Source organism: Nocardia sp. NPDC052316 (genome assembly GCF_044547795.1).
Taxonomy (GTDB): domain Bacteria; phylum Actinomycetota; class Actinomycetes; order Mycobacteriales; family Mycobacteriaceae; genus Nocardia.
The window spans coordinates 1-19,252 of record NZ_JBIUBB010000001.1 but is presented as its reverse complement, the minus strand read 5'-3'; the positions used below and the strand labels follow the sequence as shown (position 1 = coordinate 19,252).

Genomic DNA, 19,252 nt, shown 5'->3' with positions numbered 1-19,252 from the left:
ATGTGACGCATGGACGATGGTGTCGTGCTCGGCTACGCGGGTCCGGTGTGCAATGACGGGGACAGCCGACCAGTAGTCATCCTATGATCGCCCGCCGGCGGCATTTCGGCCACGGTGATCCGCCGCTGGTACGGGAAGTCTCCTTGTCGCTGCCTACGGCGTGGCGGTACGGGCGTTCGGGTCGAAGCCACCGGGAATCTCGTAGATCCGGCCGGTGAAGGTGGCGCCGAAGAGCCGGCCCGCCGAGAAGCCGGTGCTGCCGCGGCCGTAACTGAGCACGCTCGTCATCGGGTTACCGTCGCCGAGGACGCAGTATTGGTTCGGGGCGTCGATCCGGATGACCTGGCCTGCCGTGTTGAGGGGGACCACCGGTCGGTCCAGCGAGTCGAGCGTCAGGCCGTCCGGCGCGGCGAGTGCGTCGCCGCCACCGAGGTCCAGCAGCGACTGCGGCGCACCCGGGTTGGCGGTGGGGATGCGGCTCACTCCCGGGTTGGCGAAGGTCCGGCTGACATAAAGGTATTCGTCATCATTGCCGAGGACCGCGCCGTTCGCACTCGGGAACGACGCCCAATCGGCCTGCACCGCACCGTTCGAGTAGACCCGGCCGACCAGATTGCCGAAGTCGTTGGTGGCGTACACGGTTCCGTCCTCGGCGACGTCCATACCGTTCGCGGCACTGAGCCCCACGGCGTAGGGTGCGACCGCGCCGGTATCCGGGTCCAGGGTGATGATCCCGGCGTGGCGCAGCGCGTCACCTGCGAACGAGCGCGCGTCCGCGCCATAACCGACCAGCAGTTTATCGTCCGGCGTCCACGCGAGGGCGCCCCCGCCGCCGCTCGGCACGGTGGCGATGGGGACCGGCACCGCGCCGGGTGCGTCGATGCGATACACCCGCCCGGTCGTCAGATCCGTGGTGAAGGCCCGCCCACGGGCATCGACGGTCAGTCCTTCCAGCGCACCGGGCAGCGCCGCGGCGAGCATCGTCTGTTGTCCCGCGCCGGCGCACACCGGCGCGGCCTGCGCTGCGGGCGCGACCACCGCCGACAACCCGGCGAACGTCAATGCGGCCACGGTGACCGCGGCTTTGTCCATGGTGCTCATGCCTACCTCGGCTGTCTCTGATGGGTGCGATTCGCCGCCACGGAGCCCGAAGCGCCGGACGAAGCCTGGGAAATCCAGTGCAGTATGCGCTCCTGGCGGCGGCAGATCACGTACGCCGGTTGCCCCGGCGTGGCATCGGCAAACCCGCGAGACGATCAGCGCCGCACCGCGTTTGCGAACCGGCGGGCTACGCTTCGGGGAGATCGGCCGAGGTGGCAGAGCTGAGGTGCTGGTCGCCTCCGGTGTGAAGGAGTAATGCGCGATGAGTGAAGAGGTGGAAAATCCGCCGTTCGCGGAGATCGTCAACGGGGCACTGGAATTCACCATTCCGATCGCGCATCGGATGGGGGTGACCGCGGTCGACGTGCGGCGCGGGTTTGCGGCGACGACGGTGCCGATCGAGGGCAACGGCAACCACTACGGGGTGATGTACGCCGGGGTGCTGTTCACGGTGGCCGAGATCCTCGGTGGCGCGATCGCGATCGCCACCTTCGACAACTCCGAGTACTACCCGCTGGTCAAGGACCTGCATGTGTTCTTCCGCAAGCCCGCGAAGACGGACGTGCGGGCCGAGGCGAGGTTGCCGGAGGACGAGATCACGCGGATCGCCGAAGAAGCCGCTGCCACGGGGAAGTCGAACTTCACGTTGACCGCCGTGGTCACCGATGCCGACGGCGTTGTCGTCGCGGAGACCGAGGGGCTTTATCAACTGCGGGCGCACGGTAAGTAATAGGACGAATGCGGCGCCCGTCGTGCGACCGGCGCCACAATTTCGTGGTGATCTCGGGCACATAACGTAACAATCTCAGTGCTCGTCGGCGATTCTTCTTGCCTGCTCGAGATGCGTAAACGACATAACCCTCCAGTTGTGGTTCAGGAAGTGCCGCCGTTATCGGTACGTGATTCATGGCGACATCTTCGCTACCGTCGCCGGAGCCCGATCGATGACGGGCTCGAACTCGAACCGTTGAATGCCGGCGACCCTGTCCCACGGTTCGAGGATCCCCGACCTCCCTGGGGACAGGGGCACGGCGAGCAGATGCCGGGCCGGTAGGCGCAGGCAGGAAATTCTATGTCGCATAATCGCAAGTTCACTACCCGCGTCCTCGGCTTCACCGCCGCGTTGGGCGCCCTCGTGGCCGTCCCCTTCGGCCTGTCCACCGCCACCGCCTCGGCCCACGACTGGGACGCCGTCGCGCAGTGCGAGAGCGGCGGCAACTGGGGGACCGAGACCGGTAACGGCTTCTCCGGTGGCCTGCAGTTCACCCAGAGCACCTGGACCGCCAACGGCGGCGTCGGCAGCCCGAGCAACGCGAGCCGGGCCGAGCAGATCCGCGTCGCGGAGAACGTGCTCGCCACCCAGGGCCCCGGCGCCTGGCCGGTGTGCGGCGCCTACCTCTGATGCGTCTCCTGCGCCTACCGTGCACCGCGCGGTAGGCGCCGGGCTATTTCGGAGCGACTAGCCGTCGAACATTGTTTTCCGAGTTCGACAATATTTCCCGCAGTTCGAATGTCTTTTCGCATTATCGAATCTGTGAATCCTCGGACGCTCAGATATTTCATGCCGGACGCCGTCCGCGAGTTCCGACTCGTAGACGGCGTTCCGGGTGGTTACCTGGGGATGGCGGACGGTATCGGGTGGTCCGGCTCGAGCGCGGGGAGGCCGTCGAGGCTGGTCGCGTTGTCGCCGACGATGCGGCGGGCGAAGTCGTCGTCGCTGCGGCCGGCGTGCAGTTTGTCCAGCACCGGCCGTTCGTCGACGAGCTCGAGGTAGGGAACCGAGTAGCCGCAGGAGTCGGCGATGCGGTCGACGGTGACGACGATGGCGCCGCGGAGGCCGGGATGCTGGAGACCGAAATGCGGCCGGAGGGTGTCGAATTCGGCGGAGTCCGGGCGCACCAGTCGGCCGGTGCCGAAGAGCCGCAGGATCCGCGAGGTGCGGGAGAACGAGCAGAACATCACCGTGATGCGCCCGTTGTCGCGCAGGTGCGCGATGGTTTCCGCGCCGCTGCCGTAGAGATCGAGGTAGGCGAAGGTGTGATCGTCGAGCACGGCGAAGGTGTCGCGGTAGCCCTTGGGGGACAGGTTGACTCGTCCGCCTTCGGAGGGTGCGGTCGCGACGAAGAACATCGACTGCGCACCGATGAATTTGCGTAGCGCGTCGTCGAGATGTGAGAAGACCTTCGCCATCCGGGCCCCTTTCCTGGCCGTCCCATGACAGGACTCCGGGTCCGAGCGTAACGCCGGGGGTGAGTCCCGATGGGCGGCTGAGGCTCAGATCACGTGTCCGCCGGTGACCAGGGGTGCTGCGGACCGTTATCCGAGCGTTTCCAGTCCGGCGTCGAGCAGCAGCGGCACGGCCGCGCCGATCGTGGCGAACCCCTCGCCCACTGTCTTGCCCGCGAGGAAGCGCTGGTGAATACCCTCCGCGATGACCGCCAACTTGAAGTAGCCGAGTGCCCGGTAGAACGGCAGGTGCGTCAGCGAGTAACCCGTTGCGGCGGCGTAGCGTTCGGCGATCTCCTCGGTGGACAGGAAGCCGGGGTTGGCGCTCGGCGCGTGCCTGACCCCGAGCACCGGCTCGCAGCGATCGTCCCAATAGACCTGGAGCAGGCCGAGATCGGCGAGCGGGTCGCCGAGCGTGGCCATCTCCCAGTCGACCACGGCGGCGATCGTGCCGAAGTCGGCACGGGCCACGATCGTATTGTCCAGGCGGTAGTCGCCGTGCACGATCGTCTCGGCCGCCTGCTCGGGCAGCGCGGTGCGCAGCGCGTCGGTGAGGCGGTCGAGGGCGTCGAGCTCACGGGTGGCGACGCGGTCCCACTGGCCGCGCCAGCGTTCGACCTGACGGCCGAGGTATCCGGCGGGGCGGCCGAACTCGGCGAGGCCGACGGCGGTGTAGTCGACCGCGTGCAATGCGGCGAGGGTGTCGACGAGTGCTTCCGAGCAGGCCCTGGCCTGCTCGGTGGTGAGCGCGGCGGTCTGGTCACCATCCTGCAGGACGTGGCCGTCCACGAACGAGACGACCGCGAAAGGGACACCGATCACCTCGGTGTCCTCGCACAGCGCGACCGCCTGTGCGACAGGCACATTCGTGCCCTGCAGCGCGGCGACGATGCGATATTCGCGAGCCATGTCGTGCGCGGTGGGGGTGAGCGGGCCGAGCGGCGGGCGGCGCAGCACCCAGTCGTTGGTCCCGTCGTTCAGGCGGTAGGTGAGGTTGGATTTGCCGCCTTTGAGCAGCGACGCTGTCAGCGGCCCTGCGGTGTGCGGCACGTTGGTCTCGAAATACCGTTGCAGCGCAGGCAGATCGAGGCCGGCGAGTGCCGCGGTCATCGGGTCACCTGCTCGATAGGTCGGTGTGCGGTGCGCGTCATCCGAGGCGCTCGATGATGGTGGCGTTGGCCAAACCGCCTGCCTCGCACATGGTTTGCAGGCCGTAGCGACCGCCGGTCTGTTCGAGATGATTGACCATGGTGGCCAGGATACGGGTGCCGGAGGCGCCGAGGGGATGACCGAGGGCGATCGCGCCGCCGCGCGGGTTCAGCTTGGCCGGGTCCGCGCCGAGCTCGTGCTGCCACACCAGCGGAACCGGCGCGAACGCCTCGTTCACCTCATAGGCGTCGATGTCGTCGATGCTCAGGCCCGCCCGCTCCAGCACCTTGCGGGTGGCCGGGATGACGGCGGTCAGCATGAGCAGCGGGTCGTCACCGACCACCGAGAAGGCGTGAAACCGCGCCCTTGGCCGCAAGCCCAGCTTGTTCGCCGCCTCCTCGCTCATGATCAACGCGGCCGACGCGCCGTCGGTCAGCGGGGAGGAGTTGCCCGGCGTGATCGACCACTCGATCTCCGGGAACCGCTGGGTGTACTGGTCGTCCACGAACGCGGGCTTCAGCCCCGCCAGGCCCTCGGCGGTGGTCGTGGGGCGGATGGTCTCGTCCGCGGTCAAGGTGCCTGCGGCAACCAGTTCGTTCCCGAAACCACCTGCCGCAGCCGTCTCCGCGGCGAGCCGGTGCGAGCGTGCCGCGAACTCGTCGAGCGCGACCCGGTCGAACTTCCACCGCGCGCTGATCACCTCGGCCGCGATGCCCTGCTGCACAAGGCCTTCCGGATACCGATGCGCCAGCGGCCCCCGATTGGCATCTTTGCCCTGAGCGTTGGAGAACATCGGTGCCCGGCTCATCGACTCCACCCCGCAGGCGATCGCGATGTCATACGCCCCCGCGAGCACCCCCTGCGCCGCGAAATGCGCCGCCTGCTGGCTCGACCCGCACTGCCGATCCACCGTCGTCGCAGGCACCGACTCCGGGAACCCGGCCGCCAGCGCCGCCGTCCTGCTGATATTGAACGCCTGCTCGCCACTCTGCGTCACGCACCCGCCCACCACATCATCGACCAGCGCCGGATCCAGCCCGTTGCGCGCCACCAACTCGGCCAGCACTCCGGCAAGCAAGGTAGCCGGATGCACCCCCGACAACCCACCCCCAACCTTCCCCTTGCCCGACGGGGTACGAACGACATCGACGATGACGGCGGACCTCATAGCCCTCTCCGATCAGCTAAGTTAGTTGCGATTCTCGTCTAAGTTAACACGGATTCGCGTCGGGAGGGGTCGAGAAGTAGAGGTCCGCCGGGCGACACTCGATCAGCCGCCGAAGATCCCATCCAGCGAGTCGGCTGCTATCGCTTTGTCGCCCCACTCTTCCAACTGGGCGGTATCCAGGCAGGATTCGATGCGTACGCGGAGGTCATCCGGGACCACGAAGCCTCGTGCGGCAAGGATGCGCAACAGCATTTTCGCCTCGCCTCGTGCCTCGCCTTCGGCACGTCCTTGGTCGAGCAGGCCGTCGACCCAGTCGTCACGGTAAGTAGGGCTGGCCATGAGTTCCTCCAGGGCTTTTCTGGCCGCGTCCGATGCGGCGTGCCGGACAAATCGAGTGTATGTCGTGCGGGTCTCGCGATCGAGGGTGGCGAGTTTATCCAGGACCAGGCGGCGGTTGGCGTCTTCGGTGAGGTCGAGGGCGTGGGTGAGGGCGGCTAGCACGGTGAGTTCGGGGGCGACACCTGCGAAGGCCGGGTCGGTGGGGTCGGGGGTGTTGTGCGGGCCGATGACGATGGGGTCGAGGCTGAATCCGGGGTGGCCGGTGTGGATGGTGCGGCTGCAGGCGTGCGCGGTGGCTCGGCTCGCGGCGATGACGACCAGGACGGCGTCGCAGTCGTGCTGGGATTGGGCGACCGCGACGTAGGCGGGCCAGGCCCGGCGTTTGCCGCGTTTGGGTGGGGCCGATTGAGATTCGGTGATGACGGCGAGCTTGTCGCCGCCGATGCCACGTAGGAGGGTGACGGCGTCGGCGCGGAACTCGGGCGGGTTGCAGGTACTGAGGTTGCTGTCGCTGATCGTGGCGGTGGCTCCGGCGGGTAGCTGGATGCCGGTATCCGCCAGCAGCGCGGCGGCCAATTCCGGTTTGTGGCGCAGCAATTCGAGGGGCGCTTCGTGGTGGATGCTCGGCATGGCGCGAACAGTGCCACCGCGCACCGACAGACTTTTCCGGCTCCGGCCGCGTCCAAAGCGACACGCCGCTGAGCATCGCACACCGTTTGATCAGCGGGTTTCCGACAGCCGCTGGTCGTACTGGTGCGGGCGAGGAAATTATGCTGGATAGGTATGTGTTTCAGTGGCTTTCAGCGCTGCCCAGAGTTTCTGGCCGGGGCGCAGGCGTAGGTCGGCGACGGTGGCGGGGGTGACGTCGGCAAGGACAGGTGGGGTGCCGTCCAGGCGGAGGCGGATGGTGTGCGCGTGCTGTTCGATGCCGGTGATGGTGACCGGCCAGGCGTTGCGCGGGCTGCCGGTGGGGTGGTCGGGGTGCAGGCTGACCGCGGTGGGCGCGAACGCGACGTGCACCGGGCCGGTGCCGGGTTCGGCGACGACGAGGGTGCCGCCGCTCTCGAGTTCGACGGTGGTGCCGCGGGCGGTACCTCGATACAGGTTGAGGCCAACCAGGTTCGCGACGTAGTCGGAGCGGGGGCGGCGGGCCACCTCGCTCGGGGAGCCTTCCTGGACGACCACGCCGTTTTCGAGAATGACGAGCCGGTCGGCCAGCACCATGGCGTCGAGCGGGTCGTGCGTGACCAGCACGGTGTGGCCGGGATAGTCGGTGAGGTGGTGGGCGAGGTCGGAGCGCACGCGCAGACGGGTGCTGGCGTCGAGCGCGGCCAGCGGCTCGTCCAGCAGGAGCAACGCGGGTTCGGTAGCCAGTGCGCGGGCGAGGGCGACGCGTTGGGCCTGGCCTCCGGATAGGGCACGCGGTTTGGTGTGCACGTGGTCGGCGAGCCCGACCCGGTCCAGCCATTGCCCGGCGCGGGTTCGCGCGGCTGCGCGGCGATGGCCGCGGGCGCGCAGGCCGAACGCGACGTTGTCCAGTGCGCTCAGGTGACCGAACAACAGGTAATCCTGGAAGACCACGCCGACTTCGCGATGTTCGGCGGGCACGAACACCTTCGGCGGTGCGTCCCAGGTCTTTTCACCGATTCGCAACACCCCGTCGGTGAGCGGGGTCAACCCGGCCAGCGTCCGCAACGCCGTGGTCTTACCCGCACCGTTGGGGCCGAGTAGGGCGACGACTTCGCCAGGCGCCACCGATAATTCGATATCGAGGTCGAAATCGCCGCGTGTCACCCGCAATTCGGCGTGCAGCGTCATACGGCACCGCGAATCCACCGCTCGCGCAACGCGACCAGCACCGCGACCGACACCGTGAGCAGCACCAGGCTGAGCACGATCGCGTCCGCCGGATCGGTTTCCAGGGCCAGGTAGACCGCCAGCGGCATGGTGGTCGTCTTTCCGGGAAAGTTGCCCGCGAACGTGATCGTGGCGCCGAATTCGCCGAGTGCGCGCGCCCAGCAGAGCACCGCACCCGCCACGACACCCGGCAGCACCGACGGCAGCGTTACCCGTCGAAAGGTCAGCCAGCGCGACGCGCCCAAGGTCGCCGCCGCCTCCTCGAAGCGCGGATCCGCCGCTCGCAGCGCGCCTTCCACCGAGATCACCAGAAACGGCATCGCCACGAACGCCTCCGCGAGCACCACGCCCGCGGTCGTGAAAGGCAGTGAGACGCCGAACCATTCGTACAGATACTGTCCGACCAGCCCGCGCCGGCCGAGCACCAGCAGCAGCGCGACACCGCCGACCACGGGCGGCAACACCAACGGCACGGTCACCAGCGCCCGCAAAACCGCGCGACCGCGCAGCTCACCGCGCGCGAGCAGCCACGCCAACGGCACGCCGAGGACCAGGCAGATCACCGTCGCGAGGCTCGCGGTCAGCAGCGAAAGCTGAAGGGCCTGACCGACTTCGGCATCGAGCAGGCGATCCGGCATGCTGCGCCACGGCGCGCGCACCAGCAGCCCGAGCAGGGGAACCAGCAGAAACGCCAGGGCGAGCAGCGCGGGTACTACGAGCACCAGCGGGCGTCGTCCCCGTACCGCCCGGCGTCGCGTCACGGTGCGTCGAATCCCGCCTCGGCGAACACCGCCCGCGCCTGCTCGGACCGCACGAAGTCGACGAACGCCACGGCGGCAGCCGAATTGGGCGCGTGCGCGAGCGCCGCGATCGGGTAGTCGTTGATCGCCTCGGCCGCCTCGGCGAAGTCGATGCCCTCGACCTGCGCACCCGCGGCCAGCACATCGGTCCGGTACACCAGCGCGGCGTCCACCTCGCCGAGCTTGACCTTGGTCAGCACCGCTTTCACGTCGGCCTCGCGGGTATCGGGCTGCGGCGTGACGCCCGCGGCCGCGAACACCGTCTTCGCGGCGGCACCGCACGGCACCTGTTCGGCGCACAGCGCGAGCTTCGGCTCGGCCTTCCCGAAGTCGGCCAGGCCGGTAATGCGTCCGGGATTGCCTTTCGGCACCGCGATCTCCAGCCGGTTGCGCACGAAGGTGCTCGGCGCGCCGGTCACCTCGCCCTTGTCCCGCACCTGCTGCATGTTCTTGGGCGCCGCGGCGGCGAAGACGTCGGCGGGTGCCCCCTGGTTGATCTGCTCGGCCAGCGCCGAACTGGCACCGAAGCTGTAGACCACTCGGATACCGGGGTGCGCGGCCTCGAATTGCTTGCCCAGCTCGGTGAACGTCTCGGTCAGCGAGGCCGCGGCGAACACCGTGACGGTGCCGCCGAGCTCGCCCGCGCCCGCGGGTACCGCTGCGTCGTCCGATCCGCAGCCCGTGAGGGTCAACGCGGCCACCGCGGCAACGCTCAGCGAACGAATCATCTGTGACCTCATCAACTTTCCGGAATCTCGACCACGACATGCGTCGACTTGACCGACGCCACCGCGACGCTGCCGACCTCGAGCCCGAGCTCGTCGACCGATTCCCGGCTGAGCAGCGACACCAGCCGGAACGGCCCGGCCTGCATCTCGACCTGCGCCATCACCGTGTCCTTGAGCACCCGCGTCACGATGCCGCGCATGCGATTGCGGGCGGACGCGGCAACGGTGACACCCGGCTCCGGGGTCTCCGCATTGGCCTGCAGGAACTCGGCCAGCTCGCGCCCGCGCACCCCCTTGCGCCCGTTGCCGAGCTGGATGGCGGTCAGCTTGCCCTGCTCGATCCACCGCCGCACGGTGTCGTCACTGACACCCGCCAGCACCGCCACCTCACTGATCCGCAAATCCGACACGATTCGTAGTTTATTGCCGCATCTGCGGAAAGCAAGAGGTAGTTGCCCGGGGTGCGGGCTACCCGCACGCGATCTGGCCGGGGGAGCGCCAGGCCATCGGGCGGAAGCTCACGCTCGCGAAGCAGACGCACTGGACATCCGACGGTGCCGCCCTCGAGGACGCAATCAATTGCGCGGATGACCGCTTTTTCCGATATGTACCGAATGTGGCCGGTGTGGCGGAATTGCCGGTGAACTGTCTCACAGAATAGGTGGACCGAACTATTGTCCGGCTCGGCTTAAGTCCCTGTCCACCAGCGGATTTCACGCCGTCACCGACAATTACGGCGGACTCGGCACCGTTGATCAACCGGCGCGAGCTCACCCGGCGATCATTACATTGGAGAGGATTTCGCAGTCCCATCTGATGGAGGAATTTCGGTGCCGCTTATCGATCTGGGTTCGTCCGCTTTGAATCTCGCGAACGTCGTGACGTCCATTGCCGCCAACATCACCTACCTGTTGCAGGCCTGGCACGTCATTTAATTGATCTTGTGACCCGGCGGCACCACGGCCCTCACGTCGGCCGCCGGGCGCAGGCGCAAGGTCCAGGCCGGTTGGTTCGAACCGGCTGTCGGTCCGCTTATAGCCCTAATACGTTGTCTCAGAGCTGAATCCGGCTACCGCAAGCCCCTGGTTGTTGTTATGGTGACGCCAAGCCCAGGGAGGCGATGCTTGGTGTTTGTGGGGCGCACCGATCTACTCGAATTGATCGACACTTTGATCGAGGTTCCGGCGACCGACGCGGTACGGCCGCCGAAGCCGGTCCTGGTCGTGGAAGGGTGCGGCGGCTCCGGTCGGACCGCCCTGCTGAACAAGGTCCTCGACAAGTGGCAGGGCCGCACACCCTCGGTGCTGGTCCGGCCGCTGCAACGCCCCTTCGACGTGCACAATCCGCTGCGGACCGTGCTGGCCGCGGCCATGCTCGGGCTGAGCGCCGACATCCCCGGCTACGCGGTCGCGTTCCATCGGGTGTTGATCGCGCAGATCGTCATCGCCGAGGATTTCGACGGCGTCGCGCCGCACGAGCAGCTGGACAAGCTGCACCTGCTGCTCAACCGATACAAGCGCCGCTCCGCCCTCATCGAATTCGTCCGCAATCTGATCAATCTGGCCGGGTCGCTGGCCGCCAACATCCAGGTGCCCGGCGCTCAGGTGATCGCACCGGGCGTGGCCAATGCGATCTCCGACGCGGTGGTCGACCGTTTGATGGGCGGCCGGCTGATGAGCAGGTTCACCTGGGGTCCGAACGCGGCGTGGTTCGGCCACCAGGACCTCGGCCTGCGCCTGGACGCCGAGCACACGCTGATCGAACTCAGCAACAACGCCAGAAGCACCGATCCGATCATCCGACGCGGGGTCGACGACGTGCTGGTCGGCGCGTTCCTCGCGGACCTGCGGCACAGCGTTGCCAAGGTCAACTGGCGCACCTCGAATATTCTGGTGCTGGTCGATGACGGTGACGCGTCGGCGGCCACCTCCTTCACCGGTTCCCTGTTGCGCGTCAGGCAGTCGATCGCGGCGACCAACGCCCGACTGTCCGATCCGCTCGCGCTGGTGACCGTCAGCTCCGGTGCGTTGGTCGACGGGCTGGTCGGGCAGGTGCCCGCGCCGACGGTGTTGCCCGAACCGCTCACGCCGACGCGGATCCCGGCCGCCGGATCGCCGTGGGCGCGGGTGCGGTTGCCGGAACTCGGCCTGAGCGATGTCCAGTTGATGGCCAAGGACGTCGACCCGTATCAGTCGGAGAACATCGGCGAGTCGATCTACCGGCTCACCCGAGGTCATCCCGCGGGAACGGATTACCTGCTGAGCCTGATCAAACACGAACGCGACCTGCTCGGCGATCTCGACGGACTGCTGCAGCGGCCGGGCCCCGAATCCGGCACCACCGTCGAGCAATATCTGCTGCGGGTCTTCGTGCGCGGCCTGAGTGTGCACAAACTCTTTCGCCGGGAGTTGGCGACCGCGCTCGTCACGGTCTCGGCGGCCAGGCACAAAACCGAGGCGCAAGGCCTGGTCGCGCTGCTGCCCGCCGGGGTCGAGCACGATTCGCCGCTGTTCCAGTTGCGGTCTATGTGGTCCGCCGCCACGCCGAGCGGCGAGGATCGGCTGCCCGCGCTGGCTCGACTGCTCGGCCTGCGCGCGCTGGCCGCCCGCACCGAAGGACAGGACTGGGCAACGGTTTTCGGCCATCTGCGCGACAACGTCGCCACCGATGATCGGGCGAGCAGACTGCACCACGCTCGCCTGCTGAGCGGCCGCGACGCGGTGGTCGGCGAGCTCGCGGAGTTGTTGCCCGCGGTGCCGTCCGCGCAGTGGTTGCGCTGGTTCGACGAGGTCGTCGAGACACCGGACCCGACCGCGCGGGATCGCGATCTGATCGACGGCGACGATCGCGCCCACACCCTGCACGAGTATCTCGCGGTCCTGGTCGCGCTGGTGCCCGCGTTCGAGTCGGATATCCGGATCACCGCGCCGGAACAGAAGTCGCTGCTGTGTTCCCGGATCGAGCACAGCTACGAGAAACTGGCCGACCATGCCCCGGACAAGCTGCCGTTCCTGTTGCGTGCCAACAGGTATCACGGCCTCGCCGACCGATTCCAGTGACCCGCTGCGGCGGAAGGAGACCCGATCGTGGCATCACGATACCGGCTAGGGATCTTCCCGAAGCGTGACCGGCCCTTCCCGCGCCCGTGGACCGACTGGGTGCGGTTGGGGCTGGTGCTGAGCGTGCTGTTGCTGGCGGGCGCCGGGTTCGGCTTCCGTACACCGATACACCATCTGGCCACCTGCAACGACAGCTGGCTGCCCGACTCCGACGCCTGGCGGGCGGGCGCGCGCTGTGTCGGATTGTCCGAGGGGCCTTACGCTTTCGAGGTCGACGCGTTCGCCCCGGTGATGGGCGTGATCGCCGAGCAGAACCGCGCGGCCGCCGAGGAATGCCCAGGAACCCCCGCTACCGTCGGCGTGCTGCTGACCATGACCGACCAGCTCGCAGGCAGCAGGGCCGTGCACGAACTGGAGGGCATGGCGGCCGATCAGCTCCGGGCCAACGGCACCGGATGCCTGCATCCGATGAAGCTCGTCGTCGGTCAGATCGGTGACTACAACGGCAACGGTGACCCGCTCGGTGTCGCCGGGAAGCTGGCCGACCGCGCCGATGTGGTCGCCGTCGCAGGCATCGGCCTCAGCGATCAGATCACTGCGGAGGTCGCGGAAGTGCTTGCCGCGGCGAAGATTCCGATGGTCTCCGATGTGGTCACCGCAGAAGGTTTCGACCAGGACGGCTCGCGCGGTGACAACCCCGAGTTCGACGGCTGTGACACCGACATCTCGTATCCGCGCGGCATCGCCAGGGACTACTTCTACCGAGTCGCGTTCCGGGTGGCGGTTCAGGTGCAGGCCATCGGTGCGGTGGTCACCGCGCGGCCCGACTTCATCATGGTCCCGATCGGCGGCTCGGATCCCTACACCTGCACCACACTGCCGTTCCTGCAGCGCCAGTACGGCGGCAACGTGCTCGAGGTCAAGTTCGACACGACCGAGCCGAGTACCGTGCCGCAGACGGCGAAACGCGTGTGCGCCACCGCGAAAGACGTGACCATCGCCTACATCGCCCGAGGTCGCGACCTCGGCAGACTGCTCTACGCGCTGGACGAGGCGTACGCGAACGGCCAGTGCGCCGCGACCTCGGTGACGGTGGTCAGCACCTCGGACGGCAATCGGCTGCGCACCGTCGAAGCGGATCCGGCACTGGAAGATCTGCGGACCAAGGCGCTCGGCTCGCGCAGCTTCGCCGACGGCCGGGTGCGGATGTTGTTCACGCTGGTGGCCGGCGCGGACGGACCGCAGGCGGGTAACCCGAATTGGACCGAGTTCGAGCGGACCTTCGGCGAGGCGGGCTTCGACCTCGCCCATGTCGGCGACGGCTGGGCGGTCAACGCCTACGACGCCGTGACCACCATCGCCACCGCCCTGCGCAGCCTGCCCGCCACCTCGCCGGTGCAGCGCAGTCAGGTGAACGCGACGATCAGCGGCTTCTCCGCGCCGGACGCGGCGGTGCCGGGGGCGGGCGGGCCGATCATCTTCGACAACAGTGGCAACCGGACCGGTCCCGGCCCGCAGGTCGTGCGGCTGTGCCCGGTCACCACCTCGGTGGATCGGCCGCCGTACGTGCCGACGGTCGAGGCCAGGCCCGGTGAAACCGTCCCGCAGTGCGCGCGCTGAACTTTGTGTGTCCGATCACAAATGCCCGTCTTTTGCTCTAGCGTGGGCACGGTTGGTGCCGAGAGGGGCTGTGGATGCGTAGCGGGATGTTGAGTCTGGCGCGGTTGCGCGAGTTGGTTGCGGTCGGGGAGATCGACACGGTGTTGGTCGCGATGACCGACATGCAGGGCAGGCTGCAGGGAAAGCGTTGCGCGGCACAGTATTTCCTGGACGAGGTGGTGCAGCACGCGAGCGAGGCGTGTAACTATCTGCTCGCCGTCGACGTGGACATGACGACGGTCGATGGCTACGCCATCTCGTCGTGGGACACCGGGTACGGGGACTTCGTGCTGCGCCCGGATCTGAACACGCTGCGACTGGTGCCGTGGTGGCCGGGCACCGCGCTGGTGCTGTGCGATGTGGAGCAGGTGGAGCCTGCCGACAAGCCCGTCGGGGTGTCGCCGCGACAGGTGCTGCGCGCTCAACTGGACCGGCTCGCCGAGCACGGGCTGCGCGCGTACGTCGGGACCGAACTCGAATTCCTGGTGTTCGACGACAGTTACGAGGCGGCGTGGTCGGCGGGCTACCGCGACCTGCGCCCGGCCAACCAGTACAACGTCGACTACTCGCTGCTCGGCACCGCGCGCATCGAGCCGCTGCTGCGCCGCATCCGCACCGAAATGGCGGGCGCGGGAATGTATGTCGAGTCGGCCAAGGGGGAGTGCAACCCAGGCCAGCACGAGATCACCTTCCGCTTCGACGAGGCACTGGCGACCTGTGACAACCACAGCATCTACAAGACCGGCGCGAAGGAGATCGCCGCCCAGGAGGGGCGCAGTCTCTCGTTCATGGCGAAATACAATGAGCGCGAGGGCAACTCGTGCCATATTCATCTCAGCCTGCGCGGCGAGGCCGGCGAGGCCGTGCTCGCGGGTGACGAGGCGCACGGATTCTCCGCGCTCATGCGGCATTTCGTCGCGGGCCAGCTGGACTGCCTGCGCGAGTTCACCTACCTGCTCGCGCCGAACATCAACTCCTACAAGCGTTTCGTGCCGGGCAGCTTCGCGCCGACGGCGGTCGCCTGGGGCCGCGACAACCGGACCTGTGCGCTGCGCGTGGTCGGGCACGGGCCGTCGCTGCGGGTGGAGAATCGGGTGCCCGGCGGCGATGTGAACCCCTACCTCGCGGTGGCCGCCGCCATCGCGGCCGGGCTGCACGGGATCGAGCACCGGCTGCCGCTGGAGCCGGAGTTCACCGGCAATGCCTATCGTTCGCAGCGGCCGCGGGTGCCACGCACGCTGCGCGAGGCCGCGCAGCTCTTCGGGGACAGCAAGGTGGCGCGCGCCGCGTTCGGTGATGATGTAGTGGAGCACTACCGCAATGCGGCGCAGGTCGAACTGGACGCCTTCGACGCCGCCGTCACCGACTGGGAGCGAATTCGTGGATTCGAACGACTCTGAGGGTCTGCGCACCGGAGTTGTGAAAGACGGCGGGCCGCGGCCCGTGATCGGCCTGCCGACCTATGCGGAGCCCGCGCGGTTCGGCTCGTGGCACGTCGACAGTGCCGTGCTGCCTGCCAGTTACATTCAGATGGTGGTGGCCGCGGGTGGCATTCCGGTGCTGCTGCCACCGGCCGGAGTGGCTCGCCCGGAACTGGTGGCGCGCCTCGACGGACTGGTGCTGACCGGCGGCGCCGACGTGGCGCCCGCCCGCTACGGGGCACCCGAGCACGCCCTCACCTACACCCGGCCGGACCGTGACGAGTCCGAATTCGAGCTGTTCGCGCTGGCGCGGGCGGCGCGGCTGCCGGTGCTCGCCGTCTGCCGGGGTCTGCAGGTGGTGAATGTGGCGTTGGGCGGCACGCTGGTACAGCATCTGCCGGATGTGGTCGGGCACGCCGAGCACTCGGGCACCGTCGGCGGTTTCACCGTCACCGAGGTGGTGACCGTGGCCGGGAGCAAGGTCGCGGCCATCGCGGGACCGCAGGTGAAGGCCAACTGCCATCACCACCAGGCGATCGACGTGCTCGCCACCGAATTGGTGGCCACCGCGCACGCGACGGACGGCACGATCGAGGCGGCGGAGACGGCGGACGGACCATTTCTGGTCGGCGTGCAATGGCATCCCGAGGTGGATGCGGTCGACCGCCGGTTGATCGGGGCGCTGGTCGCGGCGGCCGAAGACTATCGAAGGGAGCGGATGTCGTGACGACAGCGCAGGTGGTGAACCCGGCGACCGAGCAGGTCGTGGCGACGGTCGAGCTGGTCGGCGTTGCCGAGACCGACGCGGCGATCGAGCGGGCACAGCGGGCCGCGCGCACCTGGCGCGAGGTGGCGCCCGGCGATCGGGCCCGGCTGCTTCGCCGTTTCGCCGAGGCCGTCGACGCGGATCTGGAACGGCTGGCCCGACTGGAGGTCAGCAACTCCGGCCACACCATCGGCAATGCACGCTGGGAGGCGGGCAACGTCCGCGACGTGCTGCACTACGCGGCAGGCATGCCGGAACGGTTGCTCGGCAATCAGATTCCGGTCGCCGGCGGGGTGGACATCACCTTCCACGAACCACTCGGCGTGGTCGGGGTGATCGTGCCGTGGAACTTCCCGATGCCGATCGCGGCCTGGGGATTCGCGCCCGCACTGGCGGCGGGGAACACGGTGGTGCTCAAGCCCGCCGAGCTGACGCCGCTGACCGCGATCCGGCTGGCCGAGCTCGCGCTCGAAGCGGGCCTGCCGGAGCACGTCTTCCAGGTATTGCCCGGGAAGGGGTCGGTGGTCGGGCAGCGGTTCGTGACCCATCCCGCGGTACGTAAGGTGGTGTTCACCGGCTCGACCGAAGTGGGCACCCGGATCATGGCGGGCTGCGCGCAGCAGGTGAAGCGGGTGACGCTGGAGCTCGGCGGCAAGAGCGCGAATATCGTGTTCGCGGATGCCGACCTGGCGCGGGCGGCGGCCACCGCGCCGTACGGTGTGTTCGACAACGCCGGTCAGGATTGCTGTGCTCGTTCGCGGATCCTCGTGCAGCGCAGCGTGTTCGACAAGTTCCTCGAGCTGCTCGAGCCCGCCGTTCGTGGGGTGCGGGTGGGTGATCCGACGCAGGAAGCCACCGAGATGGGGCCGCTGATCTCTGCCGCGCATCGCGACCGGGTCGCCGCCTACCTCGAGCCGTCGACCAAGGTCGCGTTCACCGGGACGCGACCCGACGGCCCCGGATTCTGGTATCCGCCAACGGTTGTGCTGCCGGACGCGCCCACCGACCGGGTGCTCACCGAGGAGGTGTTCGGTCCGGTGGTCGCGGTGCTGCCGTTCGAGGACGAGGCCGACGCCATCCGGATCGCCAACGACACCGAATACGGGTTGTCCGGCTCCATCTGGACCAACGACGTCGGCCGGGCGCTGCGGGTGTCGCGCGCCGTCGAGGCCGGGAACCTGTCGGTGAATTCGCACTCCTCCGTGCGGTATTGGACCCCGTTCGGTGGATTCAAACAGTCCGGTCTCGGCCGGGAACTCGGCCCCGACGCCGCACTCGCGTTCACCGAGACCAAGAACGTCTTCATCGCCACGCAGTGAACCTTTTCCCTACCCCGACAGGAGATGCCTTGCAGCGCTTACAGGATCGAGTCGCCGTCGTCACCGGCGGCGGGAGCGGCATCGGCCTCGCCACGGTCCGCCGCTTCGCCGCCGAGGGCGCGAAGGTCGTCGTGGCCGACATCGATGCGGGCACCGGCGAGGCGGCGGCCGCCGAGGTCGCCGGCTTGTACGTGAAGGTCGACGTGACCGACGAGGCGCAGGTCGAAGCCCTGTTCCAGACCGCCGTCGACACCTACGGCGGACTCGACATCGCCTTCAACAACGCGGGAATCTCACCGCCGGAAGACGATTCGATCCTGACCACCGGTCTCGATGCCTGGCGCCGGGTACAGGAGGTCAACCTCACCTCGGTCTACCTGTGCAGCAAATACGCCATCGGGCACATGCTGGAACGGGGCAAGGGATCGGTCATCAACACCGCCTCGTTCGTCGCGGTGATGGGCGCGGCGACCTCGCAGATCTCCTACACCGCCTCCAAGGGTGGCGTGCTCGCGATGAGCCGTGAGCTCGGAGTTCAGTTCGCTCGCAACGGAATCCGGGTCAACGCACTGTGCCCCGGGCCGGTCAACACGCCGTTGCTGCAGGAGCTGTTCGCCAAGGATCCGGAGCGGGCCGCTCGTCGCCTGGTGCACATCCCGACGGGGCGCTTCGCCGAACCCGAGGAAATCGCCGCCGCCGTAGCGTTTCTCGCCAGCGACGATGCCTCGTTCATCACGGCATCCCAGTTCCTGGTGGACGGGGGGATCTCCGGCGCTTATGTGACGCCGCTGTAATACCCGGTTGAATCGGTCGTCGCCGAGCGCGGGACTCGGCGACGGCCGATCATCGGGGACTACGGAGCCGCGGCCGGCGGAGCAGGTGGCTGCAGCAGGTTATTGAGCGTGCTCAAACTCTGCGTCAGCCTGTCGACTTTGTCCGCAAGGCCGCCGCCAGGTGCCTGGGCACTGACGTCCGGGGCGGCTGCGTTGCCCTCCGCGGCGGTGGTACCTGGAGGTGTTCCGTTCGGGGCTTCCGCGACGTTCGGTGCCGACTCGCTGCCTTGGTTGCCCGGCGCTGGGTCGGCGGGTGCGGCAGGTGCTGGTGCCGGCGCGCCAGGTGCTGCTGGTGCTGCTGGCGCTGGCGCTGCCGGTGCGGCGGGTGCTGCTGGCGCTGGCGCCGCGGGAGCGGCTGGTGCTGCGGGTGCTGGCGCTGCCGGTGCGGCTGGTGCTGCGGGTGCTGGTGCGGCTGGCGCTGCCGGTGCGGCTGGCGCACCGGGTGCGGGCCCGGTCGGCTGGAAGGCATCGGCGCCGGCGCTGCCGGCGAACAACAATGTCGTGGTCAGGCCTGCGATAGCCGCGGTTCCGATCGTGCGTTTCATGTAGAGCCCCTTCTTATCTCGAAGTGGTCCAGGTAGTTCGAGTATTCGACGCGCCGACGAGCATGACCGCGGGCAAGCCCTTCGACACCGTAGTTGTCGGGATCGGCCCTGCTGAGGCGTCACTCAGTCCATCGTCGGACTTGTGCCTGGTGGTGGGGGGGGGGGGGGGGGGGGGGGGGGGGCGCGGGGGGGGGGGGGGGGGGGGGGGGGGGGGGGGGTTTTGGCCGGGGGGGGGGGGGAGGTGTTTTTTTGAATTAGTTGTTAGTTAAGTGTTATATCAGG

18 protein-coding genes are annotated in these 19,252 nt (G+C 68.2%); 9 read left to right on the top strand and 9 right to left on the bottom strand.

The features are described from left to right. Positions 1-153: 153 nt before the first annotated feature. Positions 154-1,101 (bottom strand): SMP-30/gluconolactonase/LRE family protein, encoded by a 948-nt coding sequence (locus ACIHA7_RS00090; RefSeq protein ID WP_397283876.1) that lies wholly within the window; start codon positions 1,099-1,101, stop codon positions 154-156. A 262-nt stretch (positions 1,102-1,363) separates the two neighbouring features. Here ACIHA7_RS00090 and ACIHA7_RS00085 point away from each other — a divergent pair, with 262 nt between their 5' ends. Then, positions 1,364-1,831, top strand: coding sequence for a PaaI family thioesterase (locus tag ACIHA7_RS00085; RefSeq protein WP_397283874.1), 468 nt, complete (start codon positions 1,364-1,366; stop codon positions 1,829-1,831). Between the two features lie 342 nt (positions 1,832-2,173). Further along, on the top strand, positions 2,174-2,503 hold the full coding sequence (locus tag ACIHA7_RS00080; protein ID WP_397283872.1) for a transglycosylase family protein: 330 nt from the start codon (positions 2,174-2,176) through the stop codon (positions 2,501-2,503). 209 nt (positions 2,504-2,712) lie between these two features. Here ACIHA7_RS00080 and ACIHA7_RS00075 read toward each other — a convergent pair whose 3' ends face one another. The 8 genes from ACIHA7_RS00075 to ACIHA7_RS00040 all read right to left on the bottom strand — a co-directional run bounded on the left by ACIHA7_RS00075 (position 2,713) and on the right by ACIHA7_RS00040 (position 9,778). Next, on the bottom strand, positions 2,713-3,291 hold the full coding sequence (locus tag ACIHA7_RS00075) for a pyridoxamine 5'-phosphate oxidase family protein (protein WP_397283870.1): 579 nt from the start codon (positions 3,289-3,291) through the stop codon (positions 2,713-2,715). Positions 3,292-3,417: 126 nt separating this feature from the next. Further along, positions 3,418-4,437 carry a phosphotransferase family protein gene (locus ACIHA7_RS00070; RefSeq protein ID WP_397283868.1) on the bottom strand — a complete coding sequence of 340 codons (1,020 nt, stop codon included), beginning with the start codon at positions 4,435-4,437 and terminating at the stop codon, positions 3,418-3,420. A 37-nt stretch (positions 4,438-4,474) separates the two neighbouring features. After that, complete coding sequence (locus ACIHA7_RS00065; RefSeq protein ID WP_397283866.1) at positions 4,475-5,644, bottom strand: thiolase family protein; 1,170 nt, start codon at positions 5,642-5,644, stop codon at positions 4,475-4,477. A gap of 102 nt (positions 5,645-5,746) precedes the next feature. Continuing rightward, a complete protein-coding gene (locus ACIHA7_RS00060; protein WP_397283864.1) occupies positions 5,747-6,613 on the bottom strand; it encodes a hypothetical protein in 867 nt (288 codons plus the stop codon). Positions 6,614-6,751: 138 nt separating this feature from the next. Next, on the bottom strand, positions 6,752-7,801 hold the full coding sequence (locus tag ACIHA7_RS00055; RefSeq protein ID WP_397283862.1) for an ABC transporter ATP-binding protein: 1,050 nt from the start codon (positions 7,799-7,801) through the stop codon (positions 6,752-6,754). Continuing rightward, positions 7,798-8,562: a molybdate ABC transporter permease subunit gene (gene modB / locus ACIHA7_RS00050; protein WP_397283860.1), complete on the bottom strand. Its 765-nt coding sequence runs from the start codon at positions 8,560-8,562 to the stop codon at positions 7,798-7,800. Before modB ends, ACIHA7_RS00055 begins: the two co-directional genes overlap by 4 nt. A gap of 35 nt (positions 8,563-8,597) precedes the next feature. After that, entirely contained in the window at positions 8,598-9,368 is a 771-nt protein-coding gene (modA, locus tag ACIHA7_RS00045; protein WP_397283857.1) for a molybdate ABC transporter substrate-binding protein, read from the bottom strand. 11 nt (positions 9,369-9,379) lie between these two features. After that, entirely contained in the window at positions 9,380-9,778 is a 399-nt protein-coding gene (locus ACIHA7_RS00040; protein ID WP_135232677.1) for a molybdopterin-binding protein, read from the bottom strand. Positions 9,779-10,492: 714 nt separating this feature from the next. On the opposite strand from ACIHA7_RS00040, the gene ACIHA7_RS00035 reads away from it, so the two are divergent. From ACIHA7_RS00035 to ACIHA7_RS00005, 7 genes are all read left to right on the top strand, one after another. Further along, complete coding sequence (locus ACIHA7_RS00035; protein WP_397283855.1) at positions 10,493-12,427, top strand: hypothetical protein; 1,935 nt, start codon at positions 10,493-10,495, stop codon at positions 12,425-12,427. A 27-nt stretch (positions 12,428-12,454) separates the two neighbouring features. Continuing rightward, positions 12,455-14,047, top strand: coding sequence for an ABC transporter substrate-binding protein (locus ACIHA7_RS00030; protein WP_397283853.1), 1,593 nt, complete (start codon positions 12,455-12,457; stop codon positions 14,045-14,047). 74 nt (positions 14,048-14,121) lie between these two features. After that, positions 14,122-15,486 carry a glutamine synthetase family protein gene (locus ACIHA7_RS00025; RefSeq protein ID WP_397283851.1) on the top strand — a complete coding sequence of 455 codons (1,365 nt, stop codon included), beginning with the start codon at positions 14,122-14,124 and terminating at the stop codon, positions 15,484-15,486. Next, on the top strand, positions 15,467-16,234 hold the full coding sequence (locus tag ACIHA7_RS00020; protein ID WP_397283849.1) for a gamma-glutamyl-gamma-aminobutyrate hydrolase family protein: 768 nt from the start codon (positions 15,467-15,469) through the stop codon (positions 16,232-16,234). Before ACIHA7_RS00025 ends, ACIHA7_RS00020 begins: the two co-directional genes overlap by 20 nt. Next, positions 16,231-17,592, top strand: coding sequence for an aldehyde dehydrogenase family protein (locus ACIHA7_RS00015; RefSeq protein WP_397283847.1), 1,362 nt, complete (start codon positions 16,231-16,233; stop codon positions 17,590-17,592). The genes ACIHA7_RS00020 and ACIHA7_RS00015 overlap by 4 nt, the downstream gene beginning before the upstream one ends. Next, complete coding sequence (locus ACIHA7_RS00010; RefSeq protein ID WP_397283846.1) at positions 17,589-18,386, top strand: 3-oxoacyl-ACP reductase; 798 nt, start codon at positions 17,589-17,591, stop codon at positions 18,384-18,386. The genes ACIHA7_RS00015 and ACIHA7_RS00010 overlap by 4 nt, the downstream gene beginning before the upstream one ends. Positions 18,387-18,678: 292 nt before the next feature. Then, positions 18,679-18,945, top strand: coding sequence for a hypothetical protein (locus tag ACIHA7_RS00005; RefSeq protein WP_397283845.1), 267 nt, complete (start codon positions 18,679-18,681; stop codon positions 18,943-18,945). Positions 18,946-19,252: the final 307 nt, after the last annotated feature.